Annotated in this window: 7 protein-coding genes; all 7 read left to right on the forward strand. The window is 40.2% G+C overall.

Going from position 1 to position 5,572, the window contains the following annotated elements; genetic code table 11:
* Nucleotides 1-185 precede the first annotated feature (185 nt).
* On the forward strand, nucleotides 186-788 hold the full coding sequence (locus tag Q0P34_RS08160; RefSeq protein ID WP_294955301.1) for a helix-turn-helix domain-containing protein: 603 nt from the start codon (nucleotides 186-188) through the stop codon (nucleotides 786-788).
* Nucleotides 789-820: 32 nt separating this feature from the next.
* Nucleotides 821-1,534 carry a LiaF domain-containing protein gene (locus Q0P34_RS08165; RefSeq protein ID WP_294955303.1) on the forward strand — a complete coding sequence of 238 codons (714 nt, stop codon included), beginning with the start codon at nucleotides 821-823 and terminating at the stop codon, nucleotides 1,532-1,534.
* Nucleotides 1,531-2,361, forward strand: a complete 831-nt coding sequence (locus tag Q0P34_RS08170) for a DUF4097 family beta strand repeat-containing protein (RefSeq protein ID WP_294955305.1) — start codon at nucleotides 1,531-1,533, stop codon at nucleotides 2,359-2,361. The genes Q0P34_RS08165 and Q0P34_RS08170 overlap by 4 nt, the downstream gene beginning before the upstream one ends.
* A 29-nt stretch (nucleotides 2,362-2,390) precedes the next feature.
* Nucleotides 2,391-2,657 (forward strand): PspC domain-containing protein, encoded by a 267-nt coding sequence (locus Q0P34_RS08175; RefSeq protein WP_178666939.1) that lies wholly within the window; start codon nucleotides 2,391-2,393, stop codon nucleotides 2,655-2,657.
* The gene (locus Q0P34_RS08180; protein ID WP_294955307.1) at nucleotides 2,641-3,345 is read left to right on the forward strand and encodes an ABC transporter ATP-binding protein; all 705 of its coding nucleotides are present in this window, start codon (nucleotides 2,641-2,643) and stop codon (nucleotides 3,343-3,345) included. Before Q0P34_RS08175 ends, Q0P34_RS08180 begins: the two co-directional genes overlap by 17 nt.
* 2 nt (nucleotides 3,346-3,347) lie before the next feature.
* On the forward strand, nucleotides 3,348-4,955 hold the full coding sequence (locus tag Q0P34_RS08185) for a hypothetical protein (RefSeq protein ID WP_294955309.1): 1,608 nt from the start codon (nucleotides 3,348-3,350) through the stop codon (nucleotides 4,953-4,955).
* A gap of 127 nt (nucleotides 4,956-5,082) precedes the next feature.
* On the forward strand, nucleotides 5,083-5,550 hold the full coding sequence (greA, locus tag Q0P34_RS08190; RefSeq protein ID WP_294955311.1) for a transcription elongation factor GreA: 468 nt from the start codon (nucleotides 5,083-5,085) through the stop codon (nucleotides 5,548-5,550).
* Nucleotides 5,551-5,572: the final 22 nt, after the last annotated feature.

Consider the following 5,572-nt stretch of genomic DNA (forward strand, 5'->3'; position numbering starts at 1 on the left):
TCTCAACAGTCTACCAGCGTGTCGAAATTTATAATTTGACTTTTTCGACACGCTGTCGCACACAGGTGTTTCTGTGTGCGATTTCTTTTTTTTGGAAAACTGTTGACTTTTGCATTTGTTTGTGCTATTGTAAAACAAAGGTTATGTAACAAGTGTTATATAACGGATGATTGAGAGGTGAAAGGATGCCACCAAAAGCAAAGTTTACAAGAGAAGAAATTGTCAGCGCTGCCCTTGAGGTTGCACGAAGCAAGGGCATTGAAGCCGTGACTGCAAGAGAGGTGGGCAACTACCTCGGCACATCGTCATCGCCTGTGTTTGTAGCCTTCAAAAATATGGATGAGCTGCTCAACGAGGTGTACAATTCTGCGGTTAAGGAATATTCCGATTATATTGCGGATTCGGTAAAATACACACCTGCGTTTAAGCAATTCGGCTTTAGGCTGATAGAATTCGCAAGCACACAGCCTAACCTGTTCAAGATGATTTACAAATACAGACAGGGTGAGAAGTCGTATTCAAAAATGATTATGTCCATTCCTGCCGCTGATTTTTGCGTGCAGACTGTAATGGAGCAGGCTCAGGTTAATTATGAAAATGCAAGGCTGATTTTTGAGGAGGTGCTTCTTGCAGGGCTTGGTATTTGCTATATGATTGCAGATAACAAATGCACCTTTACCGAGCAGGACCTTAACAAGTATTTAGGCATAGCATATAGGGGTGCGGTGCTAACGGTAACAACATTAAACGAGGATGAATATGCCGTTCATCCGAGTATAAACAATTAATTTGTGATAATGATTATTTTGGAGGTTTTTGTATGAAAAAAACAAAAGGTATCATCTGGGGATTGGTAATAATTGCCTTGGGTGTGTTATGGGGACTTAATGAAGCAAATGTTCTCAGCTTTACACTTTTCTTTGACGGTTGGTGGACACTGTTTATCATCATTCCGTCACTTATCGGCTTAATAACAGACAAGGACAAAAAGGGTAGCTTAATATGCTTGGCGATAGGTGTGCTGTTGCTTGTAAATTGCTATTTCGATTTATGGCAGTACAAAAAATTCCTGTTCCCGATTATCGTTGTAATTGTCGGTGCAAGCATAATAGTGGGCAATATATTTGAAAAGGAACAACCACAGCCTGTTATGCCTCAGCAGGACGGCACACAGCCTCAGGAGGTTTACGGTCAGCCAGTATACATTCCGCAGGGAAATCAGGAATACTACGCATCGTTTTCAAGCCAAAACTATCAGTTTGACAAGGGATTTGCAGGCGGTAAGTTTTGTGCAACCTTTGGTGCAATAGTTATTGATATTCGCAATGCGGACATTGTTCATAACTGTGTAATTGATGCAAAAGCAACCTTTGGCGGAATAGATATTTACGTTCCGTCCGATGTCAGAGTTGTTGTAAAATCAAACAGCTTCTTCGGCGGAGTGTCAGACAAGACAAATAAAAATCTTCCGCCCGATGCAAAAACAATTTTTATCAACTCATCTAACCTGTTTGGAGGAACTGATGTAAAATGAAAAACGATAACTCATTAGGAAAAACCTTTTATTATCTCGGCAGAATTTTTGCAATAGTCCTTATTGTTGCAATTATCGGCGGAATAATTCAGGGTGTGTTTGGAATAGCAGACAGTATTTTTGACGACGATGACGACGACAAAAAAGATAAAACAACCATTTCAAGCGAATACATTGATACACTTGACGGATACTGCCTTGTCGCAGAACTCAAGGCTACCGAGCTTATAATTTCAACCGGTGATAAATTTGAATATTCAACAAATAATGAATACATCAAGGTTGACCAAAAGGACGGGAAAATCGTAATAAAGGAAACACTTACATCTATACCCAAAAGCAGTGATTTCAAGCTGAATGTTACAATTCCTGCCGACAGAAGCTTTGACGTTGTAAGCATTTCGACAGGCGCAGGAGATGTAACCGTTGACAGCCTTACTGCAAGAGATTTTGATTTTGAAATCGGTGCAGGTGATGTAACGATTAATAATTTAGCTGTAATCGGAGAGGCTGAAATTGATTGCGGTGCAGGCGAGCTTGACATAAATAATGCTTCGCTAAACAATTTTGAACTTAACAGCGGTGTAGGCGAAATCAATATCACCTCACTGTTTACAGGCGATTGCGAGATAAACAGCGGCATAGGTGAGGTTAATGTTAATGCTGTGGGCAGTGCACAGGATTATACCGTGTCCGTCAGCAAAGGTGCCGGTGATGTTACGGTTAACGGTACAAAGGTATCTCGTGATACAACAGTTGGCTCCGGGCAACACAAAATAGAGCTTAACGGGGGCATCGGTGAAGTAAGCATAAGCTTTACCGAATAAAAGCAATAAAGGAAAGAAGAGGAAAAAATATGGAAAAGAAACTATACAAATCAACAACAGATAAAAAGCTCTGCGGTGTGTGTGGAGGTATTGCAAAATACTTGAATATCGATTCAACAATTGTTAGATTGCTTTGGGCATTGATTACATTTCTCGGCGGTGCAGGAGTAATTGCATATATCGTTTGTGCACTTATCATTCCCGATGAGCCGTTCAACGCAAATTATCAGGACCCATATTATTCACCTACAAATATGGGCTATAACGGAGATGACAATAATGCTCAAAATCAATAATTTGACAAAGAAGTACGGAGATAAGGTTGCTGTAAACAACCTTTCTCTGCATATTGCACCGGGTGAAATTTATGGCTTTATCGGCCATAACGGTGCAGGCAAAACCACAACCCTTAAAAGCATTGCGGGCATTTTGGATTATGACAGCGGTGAAATTTTGATTGACGGCAAATCTGCCAAATCGGAACCTCTGGCGTGTAAGGCTGTTACAGCGTATATTCCTGACAATCCGGATATATATGACTTTATGACAGGCATTCAATATCTCAATTTTATTGCCGATGTGTTTAAGGTCAGCGAGAGTGAACGCACTTCACGCATAAGCGAATATGCAAAAATGTTCGAAATTGAGGACAGCTTAAATGATTTAATAGGTACATATTCACACGGTATGAAGCAAAAGCTTGTTATCATTTCTGCATTAATTCATTCGCCGAAATTGATTATGATGGATGAACCGTTTGTAGGACTTGACCCAAAGGCAACACATCAGCTCAAGCAAATAATGCGTAATATTTGCGATAATGGAGGAGCGATATTCTTTTCAACCCATGTTCTTGAGGTTGCAGAAAAGCTTTGCGATAAGGTTGCCGTAATCAAGGGAGGCAATCTTGTTGCCTCGGGTACGGTTGATGAGGTTAAGGGCAACAGCTCTCTTGAGGACGCTTTTCTTGAGATGGAGGAGTAGTCATGTTTGTTACGTTGCTTCGCAAGCAGTTTTTAGAGCTGTACAAGTTTATTTTTCAAAACAAGAAGACAGGTGAAAGGCGTTCCAAAAAATCCATAATTTCCGGAGCCGTGGGCTTTGGCTTACTGATGCTTTTAATTGCAATGGCCTTTGTAGGTGCAGGTGTTGGCATTATTTCACCCTTGCATACTGCCGGACTTGATTGGATGTATTTTTTGATAATGATTACTCTGTCAATTCTTTTGGGAGCCTTTGGCAGTGTTTTCAATACCTATGCAGCCTTGTTTAAGGCAGGTGATAACGACCTTTTGCTGTCACTCCCGATTAAGCCCGATTACATAATTGCATCAAGACTTGTCGGTACATATGTTATGGGATTTATGTACGAGGCAGTTGTAATTATACCCGCAGTTATCGTTTATTGGGTAAAGGTAGGATGCAATGTGCCTACGGCTATAATGCAAATATTTCTTGTTTTTGCAATAGGATTGTTTGTTCTCAGCCTCAGCGTAGTTCTCGGATATGTAGTTGCGGTACTTTCAACAAGAATTAAAAGCAAGGCGTTTATTTCCGTTGTTTGCTCACTGCTCGTAATCGGTGTGTATTATTTTTCGTATTTCAAGGCACAAGAACTGATTAAAACGATAGTGAAAAATTCGCAGGAATACAGCAATAAAATCAAATCATCTGCTGTCGGTCTGTATTATTTGGGCAATGCGGGAGTGGGAGATGTAAAGGCATTTTTATTTACTGTTTTGACATTTGTGTTGATTTTTGTCGTTGTATATGCAGTGCTTAGAATGTCATTTGTTAAGCTTTCCACAAGGTCGCTCGCAGGCGGAAAACGCAAAGCAGGCGTTAAATCCTATAAAGCCCTGCCGTTAGAAAAAGCACTTGTGTTTAAGGAATTAAAACGATTCGCATCGTCACCTGCCTATATGATGAATACGGGAATAGGTCTTTTGATACTTCCCGCTATGGCAATAGGAGCACTTATTAAATCGCAGACGATTATTGATGTGATAAACGAAATGGTACAGGATATGCCGTCAATTACAAGCCTTGGCGGTGTGTTTGTCTGCGTTGCGGTTGGCTTTGTATGCTCGCTGTGCTGTCTGACAGCTCCCTCTATTTCACTTGAGGGTAAAAACTTTTGGATGCTCAAATCCCTGCCGATAGATTCTTATTCGGTTTTGACCGCAAAGCTAAAGGCACATATTGCCGTAAACATTATTCCTGTATTGTTCAGCACGGTTTTGTTGTGCATTGCATTTAAGGCAGATGCCGTATCATTTATCCTTGCGGTGATATTTTCTGCTGAATTTATTTTGTTCATGGGAGTATTCGGATTGTTTATGAATCTTAAACGGTATAACCTTACCTGGACAAATGAGGTTGTACCTGTTAAGCAAGGTCTTAGCGTATTGTTCAGTATGCTTATGGGCTGGGCAGTATCAATGCTAATGGGCATTGCTTTGTTTGGATTCAGTATCATTGCAGACGTACGCATACTGTCGGCAGTTTTTGTAACAGTATTTGCTCTTGCCGATTATTTGCTTTTGAGAAATCTTAAAACAAAGGGCACAAGGCTTTTTGAAGAAATAAGCTGAATAGATTAAAAATATCGCTCGGGTTACGGGCGGTATTTTTTGTGTTAAAATAGTGATTGACTTTGTGATAATTATAATATATAATTAATTAGTTAAAATGCACATTAATGTTTAAGGAGTTTTTATTATGGCAGCAAAAACATTTACAATGACCGCAGCGGGCAAGGCAGAGCTTGAGGCAGAGCTTGAAAAGCTCAAAACAGAAGGCAGAGTTGATATTGCAGAAAAGCTTAAGGTTGCACGTTCTTACGGTGACCTTAGTGAAAACAGTGAATACGATGAAGCAAAATCAGAGCAGGCAAAGATTGAAGCAAGAATTCAAGAGCTTGAATATCAGCTTGAAAATGCAGTAATCATTGATTCCGTTGCAGGCGACAAGGTTTCAATGGGCTCAAAGGTTACCGTTTTGCGCAAGACAGATAATTTGGAATTTGTTTATGATATTGTAGGATTTTCACAGAGCAATCCGTCAGAGGGTAAGATTTCGGACGAAAGTCCTGTCGGTAAGGCGTTGCTTGGTGCAAGTGTCGGCGAAACAGTAGTTGTTGAGGCTCCTATCGGAAACCTTGAATTTGAAATTAAGTCAATCGACTAAACAAAATTAAGCAAGAGGTATT

Source organism: uncultured Eubacterium sp. (assembly GCF_945980375.1).
GTDB lineage: Bacteria > Bacillota > Clostridia > Oscillospirales > Acutalibacteraceae > Eubacterium_R.

Bases quoted from the DNA above. Each gene is read 5' to 3' on its own strand.
- Q0P34_RS08160 (WP_294955301.1), top strand. From the start codon at position 186: ATGCCACCAAAAGCAAAGTTTACAAGAGAAGAAATTGTCAGCGCTGCC.
- Q0P34_RS08165 (WP_294955303.1), top strand. From the start codon at position 821: ATGAAAAAAACAAAAGGTATCATCTGGGGATTGGTAATAATTGCCTTG.
- Q0P34_RS08170 (WP_294955305.1), top strand. From the start codon at position 1,531: ATGAAAAACGATAACTCATTAGGAAAAACCTTTTATTATCTCGGCAGA.
- Q0P34_RS08175 (WP_178666939.1), top strand. From the start codon at position 2,391: ATGGAAAAGAAACTATACAAATCAACAACAGATAAAAAGCTCTGCGGT.
- Q0P34_RS08180 (WP_294955307.1), top strand. From the start codon at position 2,641: ATGCTCAAAATCAATAATTTGACAAAGAAGTACGGAGATAAGGTTGCT.
- Q0P34_RS08185 (WP_294955309.1), top strand. From the start codon at position 3,348: ATGTTTGTTACGTTGCTTCGCAAGCAGTTTTTAGAGCTGTACAAGTTT.
- greA (WP_294955311.1), top strand. From the start codon at position 5,083: ATGGCAGCAAAAACATTTACAATGACCGCAGCGGGCAAGGCAGAGCTT.